Below are 20,521 nucleotides of genomic sequence, written 5' to 3'. Positions count from 1 at the left end.
GTTTTGATGAATTATTGGGAATTTTCTGAATTTACTCTTTGCCAGAAGCTTTTCTGGCTGCCTTCTCTTCGATGCCTGAGGTGCCCAGGCGACGATTCAACTCGGCCACCACATCTTCTGGGCGTAAGCCAAACTGGGAAAGTGCAATTAAGCAATGGAACCAAAGGTCAGCCATCTCGCCAACCAAGAGCTTTTGCTGCTCAGGGGCTAGATTGGAATTACGCGCATCTTTTGCCGCCATTACAGCCTCAGTTGCTTCTTCACCAATTTTCTTCAAAATCCCGTCATCACCCTTAGAAAAGAGCAAAGCAGTATAGGAAGTCTTGGGGTCGGCCTCTCCAGCTTTAAATGCATCGCGTCGCTGATCCAGCACATCAGCCAAATAAGCCAAAGCGGAATCTAAATTAGAAGGTTTTTGTGCTGGACTAGTCATAAAGTGATTTTATGTCTTTTATTGCCGGGAATACTGAGAGGGTCTTATTTATGAGTCTTGGACTCATCCACCCAGGCAGATTTATCGGAATCCCAGCGCATGAAGAAGCAGCTGTGCTCTCCCGTATGACAAGCAATGCCATCTTTTTGTTCAACCATCAGCAAAATCGTATCGCCATCACAGTCAAGGCGAATTTCTTTCACCTTTTGGGTATGGCCAGATTCTTCGCCTTTATGCCAAAGTTTCTGCCTGGAGCGAGTCCAATACACAGCCTCCCCTAAACGCAACGTTGCCAATAAGGCGTCGCGATTCATCCAAGCCATCATCAAGATATCTTTGCTGCCAACCTCTTGAGCGATTGCTGGAACTAAGCCCTGCTCATTCCAAGTAACGGAGTCAACCCATGAACCCACTTCCAGGGATTCAACTGGGGTGAAGGTATTTTTCATAGTCATTCGTATGATTCTTTCAGAAGATCTATCTTGGCTCAAATACGAACGGGGATACCTTGGCTAGCCATATATTCTTTTGCTTGGCCAACAGTGAATTCACCATAATGAAAAATACTAGCTGCGAGAACTGCATCAGCATGACCTTTGGTAATGCCATCGACTAAGTGCTGCAAATTACCAACGCCGCCAGAAGCAATCACCGGCACACTTACAGCATCACTCACAGCGGCAGTTAACTCCAGATCAAATCCATCTTTACTACCGTCGCGATTCATACTCGTAAGAAGAATTTCTCCAGCACCACGTTTAGCAACTTCAGAAGCCCATGCCACTACATCCATACCAGTCGAAGTTCTACCGCCATGGGTAAAGACTTCCCAATTACCCGCTTCAGTTTTTTTTGCATCGATGGCAACTACGATGCACTGCGAACCGTAATACGACGCCGCATCAGAAACTAAATCTGGATTCGCCACTGCAGAAGAATTCATGCTCACTTTATCAGCGCCCGCATTGAGTAAGCGACGTACATCCGCTACAGCACGAACACCACCACCAACCGTCAGAGGAATAAATACCTGGGACGCAACATCTTCAATGATATGCAATATCAGATCACGCCCATCAGAGGTAGCAGTAATGTCTAAGAAGGTAAGCTCATCAGCACCTTGAGTGTCATAGCGCTTAGCAATCTCCACCGGATCACCTGCATCACGCAGACCAACAAAGTTCACGCCTTTAACAACGCGCCCTGCCGTGACATCAAGGCAAGGAATAATTCTTTTAGTTAGCACCGATCAGCAATCTAGATAATTTTCTTAGCAAACTTCAGAGTTAACTCATCAGCATATTTTTGCGCTACGGTTAAATCTAAATCACCAGCGTAAATTGAGCGCCCGGCAATAACACCCATAACGCCTTCAGCCTCGGCTTCACAAAGCGCTTCAATATCTTGGTTATTGGATAAACCACCGCTAGCAATCACCGGAATCCGAATAGCTTGCGCCAATTTGACTGTGGCATCCATGTTGATGCCTTTCATCATGCCGTCACGACCAATGTCGGTATAGATGATGGCTTCAACGCCGTAATCTTCAAATTTCTTAGCGAGGTCGATCACCTCATGACCCGTAATCTTGCTCCAACCATCGGTTGCTACCTTGCCATCACGCGCATCTAAACCCACCATAATGTGGCCAGGGAAAGCCGTGCAGGCATCTTGCACAAAGCCAGGGCTCTTCACCGCTGCAGTACCAATAATCACGGTACTAATACCGTCATCCAATAAACGCTCAATAGTTTCTAAATCGCGGATACCGCCACCTAGCTGAACTGGAATCTCATCGCCCACTGCTTTCAAAATAGATTTGATGGCAGATTCATTTTTGAGTTTTCCGGCAAACGCACCGTTTAAATCAACCAGGTGTAAACGACGTGCCCCCTTACTAATCCAGTGCGCAGCCATGGCGCCTGGATCTTCAGAAAACACAGTAGCTTTATCCATGTCACCTTGTTCGAGCCGAACACAGTGACCATCTTTTAAGTCAATTGCAGGAATGAGCAGCATAGCGGTAGGTTAGAGAAATATTAAGGTTGCCAAGAAACAAAATTTTTGTAGAGCTTTAATCCGTATTCTGCACTTTTTTCTGGATGAAATTGCGTTGCAAAAATATTATCCCTCGCAACTGCAGAAGTAAACCAATCACCATATTCAGTTGAGCCTGAACTATCTTCTTTGCGTTGCGGCACAACATAGTAGCTATGTACAAAATAAAAACTAGTCAAATCTGGAATCCCGTCCCATAGTGGGTGCCGGCGATCCTGGCGCACCTGGTTCCAACCCATATGCGGCACTTTGTACGCAGAACCATCTGGCTGTAATTTTCCAGCCAATTCAAAACGCCGAACTTCACCAGGAATCAATCCCAAACAAGGCGTCCAAGCGGTATTGGAATTTGCCCGCACTTCAGCACTTTGATCAAACAGCATTTGCTCACCCACACATACACCTAGCAAAGGCTTATTTTTGGCAGCATCTAATAGCGCATCCAATAAGCCTGACTCTTGAAGATGCTTCATACAATCGGGCATCGCGCCTTGCCCTGGGAGAACTACACGCTCTGCGGAGATGATTTCTTCAGGAGTGTGCGCAATCAGAACATTGGCATCGGGAGCTACATGATGAAAGGCTTGATACACGGAACGTAGGTTACCCATTCCGTAGTCAACGATCGCAATGGTTTGCGCCAATTGTTAGCCTATGTTCCGTAGTTTTTTGGCAGTCTGCTACTCAATACTAGAGATTTTCTAGATTAGAGACTGCCTTTAGTGGAGGGAACAACACCGGAAGCGCGTGGATCGAGCTCCAAAGCCATGCGCAATGCACGACCGAAGGCCTTGAACACGGTTTCAATCTGGTGGTGAGCATTAATGCCACGTAAGTTATCAATATGCAAAGTCACTCCAGCGTGATTTACAAAACCACGGAAGAACTCGATGCTGAGATCCACATCAAAGTCACCCACACGTGCACGGGTAAATGGAACGTTGAACTCCAGGCCTGGACGGCCAGAAAAGTCAATTACTACGCGAGAAAGGGTTTCATCCAAAGGAATGTAGGAGTGACCATAGCGGGTAATGCCTGCTTTATCGCCAACCGCCTTAGCAAAAGCTTGCCCCAGAGTAATCCCTACATCCTCAACGGTGTGATGGTCATCAATATGGGTGTCGCCTTTTGCGATCACTTTAAGGTCGATCATGCCGTGACGGGCAATTTGATCCAACATATGGTCTAGGAAAGGTACGCCAGAGGCTAGCTCAGCTTTACCTGTGCCATCTAAATTGATAGCAATTTGAATTTTGGTTTCCGAAGTGTTTCGGGTAACGTCGGCTTGCCGCATGCTTCAGTGCGCCGCGAGGCGAAGTGTTGATTGAAGCCTCATAATATCATTCCTAATACAGATATAAATGCCGATGTTGATTGCTAGCGTTTATTCACTTTTGCTGATTTTTGACTAGAGTCCCTCATGAGCCGCTTTTGGAGCCCCGTTGTTCAGACCCTCACCCCTTACGTTCCTGGGGAACAGCCGCAAATGGAGCGACTGGTAAAGCTCAATACGAATGAGAGTCCTTATGGCCCGTCTCCTAAGGCTTTGGCAGCAATAAACCAGCAAAATACAGATGATTTAAGACTCTACCCAGACCCAGAGGGCGCAGCCCTTAAAAAGGCCATCGCTGATTTACACGGCCTAGACCCAAAACAGGTGTTTCTGGGTAATGGCTCCGACGAAGTCCTGGCCCACGTATTTTTAGGCCTACTCAAGCAAGCTAAGGCTATCCAGTTCCCAGATATCACCTATAGCTTCTATCCAGTCTATTGCAAGCTATTTGGGATCGACTATCAAAAAGTATCCTTAGGCCCTGATTTTGAAATTCAGACAGAGAATTTCAAGGTCCTAAATGGCGGGATTATTTTTCCCAACCCAAATGCCCCAACTGGTCGCTCTATTCCGCGCTCAGACATCGAGACTCTACTCAGCAGAAATACAGATTCAGTTGTGGTCATCGACGAGGCCTATGTAGATTATGGAACTGAGTCCTGCATTCCACTTCTTCGCGGCAGTGCTTGCCCAGAGAACCTCTTAGTCGTTCACACCCTATCCAAGTCACGCGCCCTAGCAGGACTGCGGGTTGGTTTTGCAGTGGGTCACCCAGATCTCATTGAAGGCTTGGAGCGTGTGAAGAATAGCTTTAACTCCTACCCACTGGGGCGTCTAGCTCAAGCTGGAGCGATTGCGGCAATACAAGATCAAGCCCATTTGGAATCCACTAGCAAAAAAGTGATTCAAACTCGCGAACGCTTAGTAGCTGAATTAAGCGTGTTAGGCTTTGATACCCTGCCATCAACAGCCAACTTTATTTTTACGCGCCATCCGAAACATACTGGCGTGAAGCTGTATCAAGCTTTACGCGACCGCGGAATTATTGTGCGTCACTTCAAATCGCCACGCATTGAAGAATTTTTACGCATCACCATCGGTACCGATGATCAAACAAACGAATTAATTGCTGCTCTAAAAGAAATTCTGGCAAGTACTTAAGTTTATTTTTTTAGTCGCATCTCAGCAGCACGTGCATGGGCCGTCAAACCCTCACCATGTGCGAGCGTGCTAGCAACAGCGCCTAAGGTCTGAGCGCCTGCTTCACTCACCTCAATCATGCTTGAGCGCTTGATAAAGTCATACACACCCAATGGGGATGAGAAGCGAGCAGTCCGTGCTGTTGGTAAAACATGATTCGGGCCTGCGCAATAATCGCCTAGAGATTCGCTGGTGTAGTTACCCATAAATATCGCACCAGCATGACGAATTAACTCAGCCCACTTGCGTGGCTCAGTCGCACAAATTTCTAAATGTTCGGCAGCGATGGCATTGGCAATATCACAAGCTTCAGTCATATCTTTTACCTGAATCAATAAGGCGCGATTAGCAAGCGAAGTTTCAATCACTTTCTTTCTGGGCATCTCAGGTAATAGCTTGCTAATGCTTGCTTGCACTTGCTCAATAAATTGCTCATCTGGGCAAAGCAAAATAGATTGCGCTAACTCATCGTGCTCAGCTTGAGAAAACAAATCCATCGCAATCCAATCGGGATTGCTAGAGCCATCACAGAGCACTAAAATTTCTGAGGGGCCGGCAATCATATCGATACCTACAGTACCAAAAACCCTGCGCTTAGCAGCTGCTACATAGGCATTACCAGGGCCAACAATTTTGTCCACTGGCGGAATTGTTTGGGTGCCATAAGCCAAAGCACCAACAGCTTGTGCACCGCCAATCGTAAAGACGCGATCAACTCCGGATAAGTATGCGGCAGCCAAGACCAAAGAATTGCGAGCACCATCCGGAGTGGGTACCACCATGATGACTTCTTTAACTCCAGCAACTTTTGCGGGGATCGCATTCATCAAAACAGATGATGGGTATGCAGCTTTACCACCAGGAACATAAATACCCACGCGATCCAAGGCTGTGACTTTCTGACCCAAGCGTGTGCCATCAGCCTCTTCATATTCCCAAGAGTGACAACCCGCTTCAATCTTTTGCTTTTCGTGATACGCACGCACTCTTTGCGCAGCAATATCTAAAGCATTTTTTTGTTCAGCCGATAAACCTTCATAGGCTTTTTTTAATTCTGCTTGAGAAATCTCTAACTCAACAACACTTGAAACATTGAGACGATCAAACTGCTTTGTAAAGGAGAGCACTGCAGCATCACCCTCACTTTTGACTTGCGCCAGAATTTTTACTACTGCAGCATCAATCGCTTCGTCATCTGCCATCGGCAAAGAAAGGCTAGAGAGTAGCGTGTCTTTAAACCCGGCATCTTTGCTATTAAGGCGCTTGACTTTGATGTCTGCTGACATATGAATTTTTCTTTACTTCAGCAATTCAAAAAATGGTTGGAGCTGAGTACGCTTACGTTTGTACGAAGCTTGATTAACGACTAGGCGTGCGCTGATATCAGCAATGGGCTCAACTTCAACCAAGCCATTAGCACGCAGGGTATTGCCTGTAGATACTAAATCCACAATCGCATCTGCTAGACCAACTAATGGAGCTAACTCCATCGAGCCATACAAATGAATCGTATCGATATGCACGCCCTTATTGGCAAAGTGCTCACGTGCGCAATTGACATATTTTGTGGCAACCTTCAAACGCGAACCTTGCTTTACTGCAGCAGCGTAATCAAAGCCTTCTCTAACAGCAACCGACATCCGGCATTTAGCGATGTTTAGATCAAATGGAACATATAGGCCATCGGTGCCGTTTTCCATCAAAACATCCAGGCCAGCCACTCCAAAATCGGCACCGCCAAACTGAACGTAAGTAGGCACATCTGATGCGCGCACAATAATGAGACGGACATCAGGGTTAGAGGTCTCAATAATGAGTTTGCGTGATTTTTCTGGATCCTCAAGCGGACGAATACCGATCTTAGATAAGATTTCGGCAGTTTCTTCGAAGATGCGCCCCTTCGAGAGGGCTAGAGTTAACTTCATAGAGTAATTATCTATCAGGCTTACTTGATTCGCTGAATGTTAGCCCCCAAAAGGGTCAACTTTTGCTCCATACGATCATATCCACGATCCAAGTGATAAATCCGGTCCACTTGGGTTTCTCCTTGGGCAGCTAAGCCGGCAATTACCAGGCTGGCAGAGGCACGCAAATCAGTGGCCATCACGATAGCTCCAGAAAGCTTTTCCACGCCCTGCGCAATTGCCGTATTACCCTCGATCGCGATATCAGCACCAAGGCGATTCATCTCTTGAACGTGCATAAAGCGGTTTTCAAAGATAGTTTCGGTAATCGTGGCGTTACCCTCGGCAATGGCATTAACCGCCATGAGCTGGGCCTGCATGTCAGTCGGGAAGGCCGGATATTCAGAAGTCCGGAAACTGACTGCCTTAGGGCGACCTTGCATGGAAGCCTTAATCCAGTCGGGACCTACTTCCATTTTTAAGCCAGCTTCTTTGAGTTTAACGATGACCGCATCCAACGTATCTGGACGGCAGTGCTTCACCAGCACCTCACCACCAGCAGCAGCAACTGCGCACAAGAATGTGCCCGCCTCAATGCGATCTGCAATCACAGCATGTTCTGCGCTATGGAGCTTCTCCACACCCTCAATGACTAAGCGATCACTACCGATACCAGCAATCTTCGCGCCCATTTTGACAAGCAACTCAGCCAAGTCACCCACTTCAGGTTCGCGAGCAGCATTTTCCAAAATAGTTGTGCCTGATGCCAAAGTGGCGGCCATCAATAAATTCTCTGTACCGGTTACGGTAATCATGTCAGTCAAGATAGAAGCGCCCTGCAGACGACCAGTAGCAGATTTGGTTTCAGCCTGAATATAGCCACTCTTAATCTTGATAGTGGCACCCATGGCTTTTAAGCCTTTGATGTGCTGATCCACTGGACGTGCTCCAATTGCGCATCCGCCTGGTAACGAAACCTTAGCGCTATGCATTCTGGCAAGCAATGGGCCCAGAACCAGAATAGAAGCACGCATGGTTTTTACCATCTCGTACGTTGCTTCAGAGCTCTTAATATTGGCCGCATTGAGCACCACGTGATTGCGATCATGTGCAACTGGAAAAGTAACAGTCACGCCAATCTCCTGGAGGAGCTTAAGCATGGTCCGCACATCTTGCAAATCGGGAACATTACGCAAAGTGATAGGCTGATCGGTGAGTAAACAAGCACACAAAATGGGTAGTGCCGCATTCTTCGCACCAGCAATCGCTACCTCGCCCTTAAGCGGGGTGCCGCCAACCATTCGTAATTTATCCATGAATCTATTCCAGTAAAAAGCTAACGTCGTATTTTAAGTTGGGGTGTTTTGTGCAAATTCTTCAGGAGTAAATGCCTTGATTGATAAAGCGTGAACTTCAGCTTTCATACGATCACCCATAGCGCCGTATACCAATTGATGACGCTGAATCAAACGCTTGCCTTCAAACTCTGGGCTCACAATCGTTGCAAAGAAATGCTGGCCATCACCTTCAACTTTGACATGAGTGCATGCTAGACCTTGCTGGATATAGCCTTCAATTTGTTCTGGGGTTGGCAACATCACAATCTCCTGATTTCTAATTTCTGAATAATTTTTTTAATACATATCTTGGGATGGTCTAACAGTAGCTAGTTCCTTAGCTTGTAGCCTTTTTGCAGTAAACGCAAAGCAATAGCTGAGACCAACACAAAGAAACAGGCCACAATCGCCAAACTATTCCAAGGAGAGATATCTGACACTCCAAAGAAGCCATAACGGAAACCATCGATCATGTAGAAAAATGGATTGAAGTGAGACACGACCTGCCATGCTGCCGGCAAAGAATGAATAGAATAAAAAACGCCTGAAAGCATTGTTGCCGGCATGATGATGAAATTCTGGAAGGCTGCTAATTGATCATACTTATCAGCCCAAATACCTGCAATTAAACCCATACTGCCCAAAATTGCAGCGCCCAAGAGAGCAAATGCCATGATCCAGAGAGGATATTCAAAAGATGGCATTGCGAACCAGGCAGTAATCAACAAGACACCCGAGCCCACAACAATTCCACGAAACACTGCAGCCAAGACATAAGCAGCATAAAACTCTAAGTGACTAAATGGAGCCAGCAGAACAAACGCGAGGTTGCCAGTCACCTTCGACTGAATAAGGGATGAGGAGGTATTGGCAAACGCGTTCTGCAACACGCTCATCATGACTAGGCCAGGAATCAGAAAAGCCGTGTAGTTGAGGCGACCATAAACTTCTTTGCCCTCCAGTACATGACCGAAAATCATTAAATACAAAACAGCGGTCAGAACGGGTGCCGCAACTGTCTGAAACGCTACCTTATAAAAACGTTTAATTTCTTTTCGTAAGAGCGTTGGGAAACCACTGCCATAGGAGATTGGCAGCTTATTTAAACTAGGTTTCATCGAGCACCCCCCGACATGATGTTGACAAACACATCTTCGAGATCTGTTTTGCCTTCGCCATCTTTCTTCACTGAGCCGTATTGACTTAATAAATTAGCGGTGGTGTCCAAAGCCACAATCTTTCCTTGCTTGAGCATGGCAATGCGCTGACACAATGCCTCAGCCTCTTCAAGGTAATGGGTTGTTAAAACAATGGTGTGCCCATCCTGATTTAAGCGACTAATAAATTGCCATAAGGATTGCCGCAACTCTACGTCAACACCAGCTGTTGGTTCATCCAAAATAATCACAGGCGGCCGGTGCACCAAAGCTTGCGCAACCAATACTCGGCGCTTCATACCACCAGATAGAGAGCGCATATTGCTGTCAGCTTTATTGGTCAGATCTAAGTTCGCCATGATCTCTTCAATCCAGGCATCGTTATGACGAATCCCAAAATAGCCTGACTGAAATTGCAGCGTCTCTCTAACAGTAAAAAAGGGGTCGAATACTAATTCCTGCGGCACGACTCCGAGCATGCGACGTGCGTCACGAAACTGACTCTGAACATCCGCACCCATGATTGCAGCATGGCCCCCATCTGCTGTAACTAGTCCAGCCAGAATGGAGATCAGCGTTGTCTTACCGGCGCCATTAGGGCCCAACAGGCCAAAGAACTCGCCCTGCTCAATTGATAAGGAAACATCGTCTAGCGCCTGAAGTGCGCCGTAATTTTTTGAAACGTTTTTGATTGATATTGCTGAGTGCATGCTATGACAAACCTAGCAACTCAGCAACGCCATATACGCCAGCCAATACGGTTAATTTTTTTGGTGCATTTTGTACAGAAATCTGCTGACCATCGGCTTGCAATTTTTTCTGCCATGCTAATAAAACTGTTAGCACGGTGGAATCAAAATCCTTGAGATTGATGCAATCTATATTTCTTAATGTCGCAAGATTTAACAGGCCATCTTTTTCCAACTGCAGGACATTGCTCTGCGTCACTGAAGCGGGTAATAAAAATGGCATCTGATATTTATCTTTGATTGATCTTGTGTGGTCTTTAGTTTGCTGGCTTCGTAGCAGCAAGCTGTTTATTGCGATCCTGTAAAAACTTCACCAAACCTTCAACGCCATTCTGGCTAATTTGATTTGCAAACTGATTACGATAAGCCTCAACCAGCCAGACGCCCATAATGTTCATGTCATAGACTTTCCAGCCATTGGGGGTTTTCTCAAGGCGATAGTCCAAAGGTATTGGATCTCCACGACCAATCACCACAGTCTTCACAACCACTTCTTTATCGTCCGGAGCCGCACGCAAAGGCTTAAATTGAATAGTCTGATCACGCAACTGGCTTAAAGCGCCAGAATAGGTCCGGATCAGTAAATTCTTAAATTCAGAAATTAATTGAGTCTGCTGCTCTGGGGTCGCTTTTTTCCAATTAGGGCCCATCGCCATTTCAGTAGTGCGGCGCATATCGGTATAAGGGACAATTTTCTTTTCCACTAAATCCACGATGCGCGGGATATTCCCTTTTTGAATTTCTGGATCAGACTTTACAGAAGCCATTACCTCAGAGACCACGGTCTTAATCAAACCATCTGGCGTGGACTGATCAACCGCCTGAGCAGAAGCGCCACCAGCAATCAAGAGCAGGCTTGATAGCAATACTGCAAAGTATTTTTGAATGGTTTTATGGGTTTTCATATGTCCTCGATGAATGCTGGTCTTTGGAGCCCATTTTAGCCCTTAAAGGAAATCGGGCTAGGCTTGATCGCCTTTATTCGTAAGGGTTTTCGTAAACCGGCATAAGGGGCTCTTTATCGTCGCGCCCTTCATTAATCTGATATTCACGTCGCTGAATGTACGCATCTCGCATAAAGCTGTATTTATCAATTGCAGCGCCATCTAATAGGTCGCCTGCTTCGTAATAGGTATTACGGGCATTCACTACCCGTAAACCAGTAATGCTGTTACGAAGGGCAACATCTGGCAACAGTCTAAATAAGTAATCAGACTCCATGTCAGCAGCCGTACCAAAGGTATCGCGCACATTGCTTGGTCCGAAGAATGGCAAAACAACATATGGTCCAGAAGGAATACCCCAGACACCAAAGGTTTGACCCCAATCTTCCTTATGTTTTGGTAGACCGCCGGGCGTTGCCATATCAATTAAGCCACCTAAACCAAAGGTAGTGTTGACTACCACCCTCATCAAATCACTAAAGGCGTAATCAGGCTTACCTTGTAATAGGTTCTGCAGAGCCGTATAGATATCGCTGTAGTTACTAAAAAAGTTATAAATACCGTCACGCACAAACTCTGGCAATACAAAACGGTAACCAGCTACTACCGGCTTGAGAAAATAGGCATCTAAGCCTTCATTGAATTCAAAGACGGAGCGATTAAATGGCTCCCAAGGATCATGCGGGGAAGGCTCCACGCCAGCAGGAATTGAGGCGCAGCCTACCATTCCAGCTACCAAACAAAGGAGCACAAGACGTTTACATTTGGCAAGCCACTGCATTACTTTTCAGCGCCCTTATCTTTACCGCTATCGGCAGCCTTGTTATACAGGAACTGGCTAATCAAATTTTCTAGCACTACAGCAGATTGGGTTTGAGTAATTTTGTCTCCAGCAGCAAGCATGTCATCTGATCCGCCAGCCTCAAGTCCAATGTATTGCTCGCCCAATAAACCCGAAGTTAAAATCTTTGCAGATGAATCCTTAGGAAACTTGTAGCTATCTTCAATAGTCATGGTGACAGTTGCTTGATAAGTCTTGTCATCAAAGGAGATATTAGCAATACGCCCAACTACTACCCCAGCACTTTTAACTGGTGCACGCGGCTTGAGTCCGCCGATATTATCAAAACGCGCAGAAATTTTATAAGTAGGCGCAAAGGAAACGGCATTCATATTGCCGACTTTCAATGCGAGAAACAAAGCGGCCAGCAAGCCAATGGCTACAAAGATTCCGACCCAAACATCAATTGCACTTTTTCTCATAAGAGTCCCAGTTTATTCTTTCTAATTCGAGAACATCATCGCGGTGAGCAAGAAGTCCAATGCTAAAACCGATAAAGAAGAAATCACCACTGTTCTAGTGGTAGCTTGCGATACGCCCTCAGGCGTTGGTTTTGCCTCATAGCCCTGATACAGGGCAATAAAAGTCACTGCCACACCAAACACTAGGCTCTTAATCAGGCCATTGCCAATATCGGAAAAGAGATCAACCCCGCCCTGCATCTGTGACCAGAAAGCACCGGAGTCCACGCCAATTAATGGGACTCCAACGAAGTACCCGCCCATCACACCAACAGCCGTAAAGATCGTCGCCAAAATCGGCATCGCAATAATGCCAGCCCACAAGCGCGGTGCTATCACGCGACTCAGCGGATCGACGGCCATCATTTCCATAGCGCTAAGCTGCTCACCAGCCTTCATCAAACCAATCTCGGCGGTAAGGGAGGTTCCAGCGCGACCAGCAAATAGGAGGGCCGTAATCACTGGGCCCAATTCACGAGTGAGCGATAGCGCAACCAATAAACCCAAAGCCTGCTCTGAGCCATAACGATTGAGCGTGTAATAACCCTGCAGACCCAAGACAAAACCAACAAATAAACCAGATACCGCAATGATGACAAACGAGTGATTTCCAACAAACAAAATCTGATCAGAAACTAAGCGGGGTCTTTTTAATAAAAAGCCAGAGCGCCAAATCACTGCAGAAAACATGCGGGCAGCAAGGCCAAGACTCGTTAAGTTACGACGAATAAAAAATCCAAGATCACCGAAAAGGTCTATGGCTTTATGGAGCATGCTCATTTCAGGCTCACCCCAAAATCTTCTGCGAGGCTTTGGCCTGGATAGTGGAATGGCACAGGGCCATCCGGTGATGCATCGAGGAATTGACGTACAAAAGGATCGCTTGATCTACTTAACTCTTCAGGAGTTCCTTCAGCGCCAATACGACCATTGGCAATGAAATAAACGTAATCGGCAATTTCAAAAGTCTCTTCAACATCATGCGTAACCAATAAGCTGGTCGCGCCCAGAGCTTGATTCAAATCCCGAATCAAGCGTGCTGTAATTCCTAAAGAAATCGGATCCAAGCCAGCAAACGGCTCGTCGTACATGATCAACGGGGGATCAAGTGCAATCGCTCTTGCCAAAGCAACACGACGTGCCATACCGCCAGAGATTTGTGCAGGCATCAAATCGCGTGCACCACGCAAGCCAACTGCATTGAGCTTCATCAACACTAAAGAGCGCAATAGCTCTTCACTTAAATCGGTGTGCTCACGCAAAGGAAAGGCGACGTTTTCAAAAACACTGAGATCAGTAAAGAGTGCGCCAAACTGAAAGAGCATTCCCATGCGACGTCGGGCAGCCATCAATTCAGTGCCGTTCATTTTGCCAATGTCATGGCCTTCGAATAAAACTTGACCAGACTGCGCGGCGAACTGGCCGCCGATGAGTCTCAGAATAGTTGTCTTGCCACAACCGGAGCCGCCCATTACTGCAACAACTTGGCCGCGACGGAACTCCATATTGAGTCCCGATAAAATTTGCCGCTCACCAGGGGCATAGGAAAAGTTAACGTCCTTAATTTGAACGACAACTTCGCCATGGCCACCACTAGAGGTTTTTTGCTTCACTTCCACCGAGTTGGCATGGCCACTGTTCATATGCTCGATATTATCGCGGCAAAACAGAAGACCCCATCAAATACTCATCTACCGCCTGGGCGGCCTGACGGCCCTCACGAATTGCCCAAACAACCAAAGATTGCCCACGACGCATATCGCCTGCAGCAAATACCTTAGGAACATTGGTTTGATACGCATTTTGGCCATCAACAGTAGCTTTTGCATTGCCGCGAACGTCTTTTTCAACACCAAAGGCATTGAGAACTTGAGCCGCAGGTGATACAAAGCCCATCGCCAAGAAAACCAGATCCGCCTTAATCTCAAACTCAGAGTTTGGCATTTCTGACATCTTGCCGTCTTTCCACTCCAAGCGAACGCAGATTAATTTCTCTAATTTGCCATCTTTGCCCTCAAAACGCTTTGTAGCAACAGACCAATCACGCTCACAACCTTCTTCGTGCGAAGAAGATGTGCGTAACTTGGTTGGCCAGTAAGGCCATACCAAAGGCTTGTTTTCAGTCTCTGGTGGCTGCGGCAACAATTCAAACTGGGTAATCTTGGCGGCGCCATGACGATTGGAAGTACCTACGCAATCAGACCCAGTATCACCGCCACCAATCACCACGACATGCTTACCAGCTGCAGAAATTTCGTTTTTGAAATCACCTGCGTTTTCTTTGTTCTGTGGAATTAAGAATTCCAAGGCATAGTGAACGCCCTTCAACTCACGACCAGGCAATGGCAAATCCCGCGGCTGCTCTGATCCGCCGCTGATAACAACAGCGTCAAAGTCTTTCATCAACTGATCAGGAGAAACTGTTTTTGTTGAATAGTTTTTTACTTCAGCCCCAATGGCTTCTTTTCCAACAAATACACCGGTCTCAAATTTCACGCCTTCAGCTTGCATTTGCTCAACACGACGGTCGATCAACCACTTTTCCATTTTGAAATCAGGAATACCGTAGCGTAACAATCCGCCAACGCGATCATTCTTCTCAAACACAGTAACGTCGTGACCAACACGCGCTAATTGCTGAGCAGTCGCCATACCAGCAGGACCACCACCAACAACTGCTACTTTCTTACCAGTCTTAGTTTTGGATGGTTGTGGCTTAACCCAGCCATTTTCCCAACCCTTATCAATAATGGCGTGCTCGATAGACTTAATGCCAACTGCGTCACTATTAATGCCCAAGGTACAGGCAGCTTCGCAGGGTGCAGGACAAATGCGGCCGGTGAACTCAGGGAAGTTATTGGTGGATTGCAAAACATCTAATGCATTCTTCCAATCATTATGAAACACCAAGTCATTAAAGTCGGGGATGATGTTATTTACAGGGCATCCATTATTGCAAAACGGAATGCCGCAATCCATGCAGCGCGCACCCTGCACTTTGGCTTCGTCATCCGTTAATGCTGCAACGAACTCTTTGTAGTGATGGAGGCGTTTAACGGGAGCTTCGTAGGTTTCATCTACGCGCTCAAACTCCATAAATCCAGTGACCTTACCCATATCGAATCCTTAATATCTTTTCTTAATGTTTTTATTAATTAAGCAACTTACGCAGCTACAGTTTTGTTTTGCGCTTTTTCCCACAACTCACCTAGAGCACGTTTGTACTCGGTTGGTAGCACTTTCACAAAACGACTGCGGGCATTTTCCCAATCAGCTAAGAGCGCTTTTGCACGCTCTGAACCAGTATGGCGGAAATGACGCTCGATCAAGCCCTTCAGAATTTGCTCATCAGTCATACGCTCACCACCATCCTTCACATCAACAGGGGCATGCCACTCTGACTGAGGCATCTTGGCAATTTGCTCAGCGGAAGGCAACACTTTTTCCAAAGTTGCCATGCTGGTATTACAACGCTTCTCAAAGAGTCCATCTTCGTCATAAACATAAGCAATACCGCCGCTCATACCTGCTGCAAAGTTACGGCCCGTTGCGCCCAACACCACTACAGTACCGCCAGTCATGTATTCACAGCCGTGATCGCCAGTACCCTCAACAACAGTTGTTGCACCAGAATTACGAACTGCAAAACGCTCGCCAGCCACACCATTGAAGAATGCTTCACCTCCAATAGCACCATAGAGGACAGTGTTTCCAACAATAATGTTCTTTGCTGTATCGCCACGGAACTCATGTGGTGCTCGCACAATCACACGTCCACCAGATAAGCCCTTGCCAACATAGTCATTACCGTCACCAACCAAGTCCAAAGTAATGCCACGCGCCAAGAAGGCAGCAAAACTTTGACCAGCAGTCCCGTTCAATTGAATATGAATCGTGTCATCAGGCAAACCAGCATGACCATAACGCTGGGCGATTTCTCCGGAGAGCATTGCACCAACAGTACGGTTGACGTTCTTCACCGGAACAATAAAGGAGACTTTCTCGCCACGCTGTAATGCAGGCTCACTCTTCTCAATCAGAATGTTATCGAGCGCACTATCCAAACCGTGATCTTGAGTCAACACTTGATAACGTGGCACATCTTTAGCCACCGCTGGCTCAGCAAAAATCTTGCTGAAATCCAAACCATGTACTTTCCAGTTCTCAATACCTTTTCGGGTATCCAAGAAATCAACGCGACCAATCAAATCATCAAACTTACGAATGCCTAACTGAGCCATAATCTCGCGCACTTCTTCGGCAATAAAGAAGAAGAAGTTCACAACATGCTCTGGCTTACCAGAGAACTTTTTGCGCAACTCAGGATCTTGTGTCGCAACGCCAACTGGGCAGGTATTTAAATGACACTTACGCATCATGATGCAACCCTCAACAACCAATGGCGCTGTTGCAAAACCAAACTCATCTGCGCCCAACAATGCACCGATTACGACATCGCGACCAGTTTTCATTTGACCATCGGCTTGCACACGAATACGGCTACGCAAGCCATTAAGGACTAATGTTTGTTGAGTTTCAGCCAAGCCTAATTCCCACGGGGAACCAGCATGCTTAATGGAAGAGAGTGGTGATGCCCCTGTACCGCCGTCATGACCAGCGATCACCACATGATCTGCTTTCGCCTTGGCAACACCGGCTGCAATCGTACCAACACCCACCTCAGAAACTAACTTCACAGATACGTCAGCTGCTGGATTCACGTTCTTCAGATCGTGAATCAATTGAGCAATATCTTCAATGGAGTAAATATCGTGATGCGGAGGAGGAGAAATCAAACCAACGCCTGGCACTGAGAAGCGCAACTTACCAATGTAATCAGAAACTTTGCCGCCTGGCAACTGACCGCCTTCACCTGGCTTGGCGCCTTGAGCCATTTTGATCTGAATCTGATCAGCAGAGCGGAGATACTCAGTAGTAACACCGAAACGGCCTGAAGCAACCTGCTTAATTCTGGAGCGCAGTGAGTCGCCATCGAGCAAAGGAATGTTTGCTTCAACAACATCGCTACCCAAAATGCTGGCTAAGGTTTCACCCTTCTTAATTGGGATGCCTTTAAGTTCATTCACATAACGATTTGGATCTTCGCCACCCTCACCCGTATTCGACTTACCGCCAATACGGTTCATGGCAATTGCCAAAGTTGCATGCGCTTCAGTGGAAATAGATCCTAAAGACATTGCACCCGTTGCAAAACGTTTAACGATTTCTTTTGCAGACTCGACTTCATCCAATGGAATTGCTTTAGCTGGATCAATCTTGAACTCAAACAAGCCACGCAATGTCATCTGACGTTTGGTTTGGTCATTGATGATGTTGGCATACTCTTTATAGGTTTGATAACCCTTCTCGATACCAATACGAGTGGAGTGCTGTAACTTTGCAATCGTATCTGGAGTCCACATGTGATTCTCACCGCGAATACGGAAAGCATACTCACCACCCGCCTCGAGCATATTGGTCAACACTGGGTCATTGCCAAATGCGGACTGATGCATGCGCAAAGCTTCTTCAGCAATCTCAAATACACCGATACCGCCCACATTAGAAGGTGTACCCTTGAAGTAATGATCAATGACGTCTTTATTTAAACCAATCGCCTCAAAGATCTGTGAGCCGGTGTAAGACATGTAAGTAGAGATGCCCATTTTGGACATCACTTTTTGTAAGCCCTTACCAACCGCTTTAACAAAATTCTTTACGGCTTTTTCTGCTGACAGATCGCCAGACAAACCTTTAGCCATTTCAGCCAAAGTTTCCATTGCCAAGTACGGATGAACTGCTTCTGCACCATAACCGGCCAAAAGTGCGAAGTGATGTGTCTCACGCGCGCTACCAGTTTCAACCACGAGACCAACGCTTGTACGCAAACCTTTTTCCACTAAGTGCTGATGAATCGCTGAAGTTGCTAACAATGCTGGAATAGCGACATGCTGTTCATCAACCTGACGATCGCTCACGATCAAGATGTTGTAACCAGAGCGCACTGCATCCGCCGCTTCGGCACACAAAGATGCTAAGCGTGCCTCAATGCCAGCTTTGCCCCAAGATGCTGGGTAGCAAATATCCAACTCGTATGAACGGAACTTTCCATTGGTGTAGTGGCCGATATGACGAATTTTGGTCATATCGTCAAAATCTAAAATCGGCTGACTTACTTCTAAGCGCATTGGTGGGTTGATGTTGTTGGTGTCCAACAAATTCGGCTTAGGTCCGATGAAAGACACTAAAGACATCACCATGTTTTCACGGATAGAGTCAATCGGAGGATTGGTCACCTGTGCAAACAATTGCTTGAAATAGTTATAGAGGGGCTTGTTCTTATTGGAGAGCACGGCTAATGGGCTATCGTTGCCCATCGATCCAATCGCCTCTTCACCATTCATGGCCATTGGTGCCATCAGGTACTTAATATCTTCTTGGGTATAACCAAAAGCTTGCTGACGATCTAATAATTTTGCCGCTGGGCGAATAGTATTTTTTTCATCAACCAGGTCATCTTTACTTGCATCAACTTCATCAAGCTTCACGCGTACTGCATCGATCCAGCTCTTGTATGGCTTGGCCTTAGAAACGGCATCCTTTAATTCAACGTCGTCAATAATGCGACCCTGTTCCATATCAATCATGAACATCTTGCCTGGTTGCAAGCGCCATTTTTGAACAATCTTGCTCTCTGGAATCGGCAATACACCCGCCTCAGAACCCATGATGACTAAATCATCATCAGTCACGTAGTAGCGAGCTGGACGCAAACCATTGCGATCCAAAGTGGCACCAATTTGACGACCGTCAGTAAACGCCATGGCTGCTGGTCCATCCCATGGCTCCATCATTGCTGCATGGTATTCATAAAATGCGCGGCGATTTTCATCCATCAATGAATGTTGCTCCCATGCTTCTGGAATCATCATCATCATGGCTTGCGCTAATGGATAGCCTGACATCACTAATAACTCTAAGCAGTTATCAAAACAGGCCGTATCAGACTGGCCTGGATAAATCAGCGGCCATAATTTTTTAAGATCATCTCCCAATACTGGTGAACTAATCGCACCCTCGCGAGCGTTCACCCAGTTTACGTTACCTTTAACTGTATTGATTTCACCGTTGTGCGCAATCATGCGGTATGGGTGAGCCAACTCCCAAGCTGGGAAAGTATTGGTGGAGAAACGTTGATGCACTAAAGCTAATGCGGATACAGTGCGTGAGTCTTGTAAATCTTTATAGTACGCACCCACTTGGTTCGCCAACAGCAAACCCTTATAAACAATGGTGCGAGCCGACATCGATGCTACAAAATATTCTTTGCCGTGCTTCAAATGTAAATCTTGAATTGCGTGGCTGGCAGTTTTACGAATCACATACAACTTACGCTCAAGCGCATCGGTTGTCATGATGTCGCGCCCACGTCCAATAAAAATTTGACGAATAAATGGTTCTGTCATTTGCACTGTTGGAGACATCGGCAACTTCACATCAATCGGAACGTCTCTCCAACCCAAAACAACTTGACCTTCTAAACGAACAGTCCGCTCCAATTCTTGTTCGCAAGCCAAACGGGAGGCATTCTCCTTGGGCAAGAAAATCATGCCGACACCGTACTCACCGAACGGTGGCAGCTCGATTCCCTGTTTTGCCATTTCTTCGCGATATAAAGTATCGGGGACCTGAATCAATATTCCTGCGCCATCACCCATTAGTGGGTCAGCACCAACCGCTCCCCGGTGATCCAAATTCTCAAGAATTTTCAATCCTTGAGCAACAATCTCATGCGACTTTTTGCCCTTGATGTGTGCGACGAATCCTACACCGCAAGCATCATGCTCATTTTGTGGATCGTATAGACCCTGTGCGATTGGACGAAGGTCTGTATTCATTTGTGTAGTCATGGTATTTCCGTTTGCCCTGGGGGCCTGATTACTTTTGGAGGATCCAATATAGGTGAATACCCATGCTGATGCAATAGAAATAAAATGACTCTGTCCCATTTAAATTGGGAGAGCACCAAAATGATTTACTAAAAAAGGGACAGAGTAAAATTCTAAGGTTTGGCTACTGAACGGCCTTATGCCGCATTACATCT

General features: G+C 46.5%; 21 protein-coding genes. 1 reads left to right on the top strand and 20 read right to left on the bottom strand.

The annotated features are described in order from the left end of the window. Positions 1-31: 31 nt before the first annotated feature. From FD971_RS00610 to hisB, 6 genes are all read right to left on the bottom strand, one after another. The gene (locus FD971_RS00610) at positions 32-433 is read right to left on the bottom strand and encodes a phosphoribosyl-ATP diphosphatase (RefSeq protein ID WP_215334192.1); all 402 of its coding nucleotides are present in this window, start codon (positions 431-433) and stop codon (positions 32-34) included. 44 nt (positions 434-477) lie between these two features. Beyond that, positions 478-882 (bottom strand): phosphoribosyl-AMP cyclohydrolase, encoded by a 405-nt coding sequence (gene hisI, locus FD971_RS00605; RefSeq protein ID WP_215335068.1) that lies wholly within the window; start codon positions 880-882, stop codon positions 478-480. A gap of 38 nt (positions 883-920) precedes the next feature. Continuing rightward, positions 921-1,679: an imidazole glycerol phosphate synthase subunit HisF gene (gene hisF, locus FD971_RS00600; RefSeq protein WP_215334191.1), complete on the bottom strand. Its 759-nt coding sequence runs from the start codon at positions 1,677-1,679 to the stop codon at positions 921-923. Between the two features lie 11 nt (positions 1,680-1,690). Next, a complete protein-coding gene (gene hisA / locus FD971_RS00595; protein ID WP_215334190.1) occupies positions 1,691-2,452 on the bottom strand; it encodes a 1-(5-phosphoribosyl)-5-[(5-phosphoribosylamino)methylideneamino]imidazole-4-carboxamide isomerase in 762 nt (253 codons plus the stop codon). Positions 2,453-2,472: 20 nt separating this feature from the next. Then, complete coding sequence (gene hisH, locus FD971_RS00590) at positions 2,473-3,135, bottom strand: imidazole glycerol phosphate synthase subunit HisH (protein ID WP_215334189.1); 663 nt, start codon at positions 3,133-3,135, stop codon at positions 2,473-2,475. 62 nt (positions 3,136-3,197) lie between these two features. Beyond that, positions 3,198-3,785 carry an imidazoleglycerol-phosphate dehydratase HisB gene (gene hisB, locus FD971_RS00585; RefSeq protein ID WP_215334188.1) on the bottom strand — a complete coding sequence of 196 codons (588 nt, stop codon included), beginning with the start codon at positions 3,783-3,785 and terminating at the stop codon, positions 3,198-3,200. Between the two features lie 126 nt (positions 3,786-3,911). Here hisB and hisC point away from each other — a divergent pair, with 126 nt between their 5' ends. Next, a complete protein-coding gene (gene hisC, locus FD971_RS00580; RefSeq protein ID WP_215334187.1) occupies positions 3,912-4,985 on the top strand; it encodes a histidinol-phosphate transaminase in 1,074 nt (357 codons plus the stop codon). Positions 4,986-4,987: 2 nt separating this feature from the next. Here hisC and hisD read toward each other — a convergent pair whose 3' ends face one another. The 14 genes from hisD to FD971_RS00510 all read right to left on the bottom strand — a co-directional run bounded on the left by hisD (position 4,988) and on the right by FD971_RS00510 (position 20,327). Then, positions 4,988-6,310: a histidinol dehydrogenase gene (gene hisD / locus FD971_RS00575; RefSeq protein WP_215334186.1), complete on the bottom strand. Its 1,323-nt coding sequence runs from the start codon at positions 6,308-6,310 to the stop codon at positions 4,988-4,990. A 12-nt stretch (positions 6,311-6,322) separates the two neighbouring features. After that, on the bottom strand, positions 6,323-6,949 hold the full coding sequence (gene hisG / locus FD971_RS00570) for an ATP phosphoribosyltransferase (protein WP_015420282.1): 627 nt from the start codon (positions 6,947-6,949) through the stop codon (positions 6,323-6,325). 20 nt (positions 6,950-6,969) lie between these two features. Next, positions 6,970-8,244 carry a UDP-N-acetylglucosamine 1-carboxyvinyltransferase gene (murA, locus tag FD971_RS00565; RefSeq protein WP_215334185.1) on the bottom strand — a complete coding sequence of 425 codons (1,275 nt, stop codon included), beginning with the start codon at positions 8,242-8,244 and terminating at the stop codon, positions 6,970-6,972. Positions 8,245-8,277: 33 nt separating this feature from the next. Continuing rightward, complete coding sequence (locus FD971_RS00560; RefSeq protein ID WP_215334184.1) at positions 8,278-8,526, bottom strand: BolA family protein; 249 nt, start codon at positions 8,524-8,526, stop codon at positions 8,278-8,280. 68 nt (positions 8,527-8,594) lie between these two features. After that, a complete protein-coding gene (locus FD971_RS00555; RefSeq protein WP_215334183.1) occupies positions 8,595-9,383 on the bottom strand; it encodes an ABC transporter permease in 789 nt (262 codons plus the stop codon). Next, positions 9,380-10,132, bottom strand: coding sequence for an ABC transporter ATP-binding protein (locus tag FD971_RS00550; RefSeq protein ID WP_215334182.1), 753 nt, complete (start codon positions 10,130-10,132; stop codon positions 9,380-9,382). Before FD971_RS00550 ends, FD971_RS00555 begins: the two co-directional genes overlap by 4 nt. Before the next feature lies 1 nt (position 10,133). Then, a complete protein-coding gene (locus tag FD971_RS00545; RefSeq protein ID WP_215334181.1) occupies positions 10,134-10,394 on the bottom strand; it encodes a lipid asymmetry maintenance protein MlaB in 261 nt (86 codons plus the stop codon). Between the two features lie 34 nt (positions 10,395-10,428). Further along, positions 10,429-11,076, bottom strand: coding sequence for a phospholipid-binding protein MlaC (locus FD971_RS00540; RefSeq protein WP_251368637.1), 648 nt, complete (start codon positions 11,074-11,076; stop codon positions 10,429-10,431). Between the two features lie 73 nt (positions 11,077-11,149). Then, entirely contained in the window at positions 11,150-11,896 is a 747-nt protein-coding gene (locus tag FD971_RS00535; RefSeq protein ID WP_215334180.1) for a VacJ family lipoprotein, read from the bottom strand. Then, positions 11,896-12,378, bottom strand: coding sequence for an outer membrane lipid asymmetry maintenance protein MlaD (gene mlaD / locus FD971_RS00530; protein ID WP_215334179.1), 483 nt, complete (start codon positions 12,376-12,378; stop codon positions 11,896-11,898). The genes FD971_RS00535 and mlaD overlap by 1 nt, the downstream gene beginning before the upstream one ends. 21 nt (positions 12,379-12,399) lie before the next feature. After that, positions 12,400-13,197 (bottom strand): lipid asymmetry maintenance ABC transporter permease subunit MlaE, encoded by a 798-nt coding sequence (gene mlaE, locus FD971_RS00525; RefSeq protein ID WP_215334178.1) that lies wholly within the window; start codon positions 13,195-13,197, stop codon positions 12,400-12,402. After that, positions 13,194-14,060 carry an ABC transporter ATP-binding protein gene (locus tag FD971_RS00520; RefSeq protein WP_251368636.1) on the bottom strand — a complete coding sequence of 289 codons (867 nt, stop codon included), beginning with the start codon at positions 14,058-14,060 and terminating at the stop codon, positions 13,194-13,196. The genes mlaE and FD971_RS00520 overlap by 4 nt, the downstream gene beginning before the upstream one ends. Positions 14,061-14,070: 10 nt before the next feature. Next, positions 14,071-15,534 carry a glutamate synthase subunit beta gene (locus tag FD971_RS00515; protein WP_215334177.1) on the bottom strand — a complete coding sequence of 488 codons (1,464 nt, stop codon included), beginning with the start codon at positions 15,532-15,534 and terminating at the stop codon, positions 14,071-14,073. Positions 15,535-15,581: 47 nt separating this feature from the next. Further along, positions 15,582-20,327, bottom strand: coding sequence for a glutamate synthase-related protein (locus tag FD971_RS00510; RefSeq protein ID WP_215334176.1), 4,746 nt, complete (start codon positions 20,325-20,327; stop codon positions 15,582-15,584). Between the last annotated feature and the right edge of the window lie 194 nt (positions 20,328-20,521).

Source organism: Polynucleobacter sp. AP-Ainpum-60-G11, assembly GCF_018688375.1.
Lineage (GTDB): Bacteria > Pseudomonadota > Gammaproteobacteria > Burkholderiales > Burkholderiaceae > Polynucleobacter.
Note: the sequence above shows the minus strand (reverse complement) of the source record. Positions and strands in the feature narration are given on the sequence as shown.

Bases quoted from the DNA above. Each gene is read 5' to 3' on its own strand.
- FD971_RS00510 (WP_215334176.1), bottom strand. From the start codon at position 20,327: ATGACTACACAAATGAATACAGACCTTCGTCCAATCGCACAGGGTCTA.
- mlaE (WP_215334178.1), bottom strand. From the start codon at position 13,197: ATGAGCATGCTCCATAAAGCCATAGACCTTTTCGGTGATCTTGGATTT.
- mlaD (WP_215334179.1), bottom strand. From the start codon at position 12,378: ATGAGAAAAAGTGCAATTGATGTTTGGGTCGGAATCTTTGTAGCCATT.
- FD971_RS00520 (WP_251368636.1), bottom strand. From the start codon at position 14,060: ATGAACAGTGGCCATGCCAACTCGGTGGAAGTGAAGCAAAAAACCTCT.
- hisC (WP_215334187.1), top strand. From the start codon at position 3,912: ATGAGCCGCTTTTGGAGCCCCGTTGTTCAGACCCTCACCCCTTACGTT.
- murA (WP_215334185.1), bottom strand. From the start codon at position 8,244: ATGGATAAATTACGAATGGTTGGCGGCACCCCGCTTAAGGGCGAGGTA.
- FD971_RS00540 (WP_251368637.1), bottom strand. From the start codon at position 11,076: ATGAAAACCCATAAAACCATTCAAAAATACTTTGCAGTATTGCTATCA.
- FD971_RS00550 (WP_215334182.1), bottom strand. From the start codon at position 10,132: ATGCACTCAGCAATATCAATCAAAAACGTTTCAAAAAATTACGGCGCA.
- hisA (WP_215334190.1), bottom strand. From the start codon at position 2,452: ATGCTGCTCATTCCTGCAATTGACTTAAAAGATGGTCACTGTGTTCGG.
- FD971_RS00560 (WP_215334184.1), bottom strand. From the start codon at position 8,526: ATGTTGCCAACCCCAGAACAAATTGAAGGCTATATCCAGCAAGGTCTA.
- FD971_RS00535 (WP_215334180.1), bottom strand. From the start codon at position 11,896: ATGCAGTGGCTTGCCAAATGTAAACGTCTTGTGCTCCTTTGTTTGGTA.
- FD971_RS00555 (WP_215334183.1), bottom strand. From the start codon at position 9,383: ATGAAACCTAGTTTAAATAAGCTGCCAATCTCCTATGGCAGTGGTTTC.
- FD971_RS00545 (WP_215334181.1), bottom strand. From the start codon at position 10,394: ATGCCATTTTTATTACCCGCTTCAGTGACGCAGAGCAATGTCCTGCAG.
- hisG (WP_015420282.1), bottom strand. From the start codon at position 6,949: ATGAAGTTAACTCTAGCCCTCTCGAAGGGGCGCATCTTCGAAGAAACT.
- hisI (WP_215335068.1), bottom strand. From the start codon at position 882: ATGAAAAATACCTTCACCCCAGTTGAATCCCTGGAAGTGGGTTCATGG.
- hisB (WP_215334188.1), bottom strand. From the start codon at position 3,785: ATGCGGCAAGCCGACGTTACCCGAAACACTTCGGAAACCAAAATTCAA.
- FD971_RS00515 (WP_215334177.1), bottom strand. From the start codon at position 15,534: ATGGGTAAGGTCACTGGATTTATGGAGTTTGAGCGCGTAGATGAAACC.
- FD971_RS00610 (WP_215334192.1), bottom strand. From the start codon at position 433: ATGACTAGTCCAGCACAAAAACCTTCTAATTTAGATTCCGCTTTGGCT.
- hisD (WP_215334186.1), bottom strand. From the start codon at position 6,310: ATGTCAGCAGACATCAAAGTCAAGCGCCTTAATAGCAAAGATGCCGGG.